The following is a 1,427-nucleotide window of genomic DNA, read 5'->3' as shown; positions in this document are numbered from 1 at the left end:
GACATCCTGGACGCCACCGGCACATCGGGCGTTGCGGTGGGATCATTGCGCCGTGGCGAGGGCGGCCCCGACCGGTTCATGCGTTCGGCGGGCGAAGCGTTCACCGCCGGTGTCGGCGTGGACTGGCAACGACTCCTACCCGGCACCAGCGTGGGTGCTGAGCTGCCGACATATGCGTTCCAGCACCAACGCTACTGGCTGGAGTCCACCGTGGCAGGGGTGTCGGACGCGGGCGGGCTGGGCCAGGCCCGCGTGGAGCACCCGCTGCTGGGTGCGGCGGTGGAGCTGCCCGATCAGGGCGGGCTGGTGCTGACCGGCCGGATCTCGACCGCCACGCATCCCTGGCTGGCCGATCACGGGGTGGGGGAGACGCTGCTGTTCCCCGGCACCGGGTTCGTGGAGCTGGCTGTGCGGGCTGGAGATGAGGTCGGCTGCCCGGTGGTGGAGGAGCTGACGCTTGAAGCGCCGCTGGTCATCGAGGGCGACGAACCGGTCCAGATCCAGGTGGCGGTGTCCGTAGCCGACGAGGACGGGCGGCGTGAGGTGGCGGTGCACGCCCGCACCAGCCGGCGACCCTGGACACGCCACGCCACTGGAACCCTCACCGCAACAGGCAGCACGCCGAGTCCTGCCGGCGAACAGTGGCCGCCCGCGGGAGCACAGGCGGTGGACGTATCCAGCCACTACGAGACACTGGCCAGCACCGGATACGGGTACGGTCCGGCGTTCCAGGGACTCAAGCGGGCCTGGATCCGCGACAACGAGGTGTTCGCCGAGGTAGAACTCGACGAGCGAGAGGCCGCCGAAGCCGACCAGTACGGCATCCACCCGGCTCTCTTGGACGCCGCCCTCCATGCCACGGGCCTGATCGAGCAGGCTGAGGGCGTCGCGCTGCCGTTCGCCTGGAACGGGGTGGAGCTGCTCGCTTCCGGCGCCCAACGCGTGCGCGTCCACGCCCAGCCCACCGACGACGGCGCCACCAGCATCCGCATCGCCGACGGCACCGGTGCGCCGGTCGCGGTCGTCGCGAGCTTGATCTCGCGTCCGCTGCCCGCGGATGGGCTGTCGTCGCGTCCGCAGGCTGGGCACGATGCGCTGCATCGTGTGCAGTGGGTGCCGCTGCCGGGTGAGCCAGTCGGTTCTGGGGCCGGGGACGTGGCGGTGGTGGGTGAGCGGTGGCCCTCTCTGGTCGCGGCTGTCCAGGCTGCTGGTGGGGGTGTCGGGGAGTTCGTGGATGTGGCGGCGTTGGGTGATGCGGTCGCGTCCGGCCGGTCTCTTCCGGCCGCTGTGGTGATGCGCCTGCAGGCGGATGCTTTCCTCCGGCCGGCGCTCGATCGGGTCGTGGGTGTGCTGGGTGGTTGGCTGGCTGATGAGCGGTTGGCCGAGACCCGGTTGGTGCTGGTCACCAGCGGCGCGGTGACAACTGG

General features: G+C 71.1%; 1 protein-coding gene. It reads left to right on the top strand.

The annotated features are described in order from the left end of the window. Window positions 1-1,427 (top strand): polyketide synthase dehydratase domain-containing protein (locus tag ACWDRB_RS67820; RefSeq protein WP_449912907.1); only part of this gene is annotated, 1,427 nt, incomplete at both ends.

The organism is Nonomuraea sp. NPDC003707 (assembly GCF_053587055.1).
Note: the sequence above shows the minus strand (reverse complement) of the source record. Positions and strands in the feature narration are given on the sequence as shown.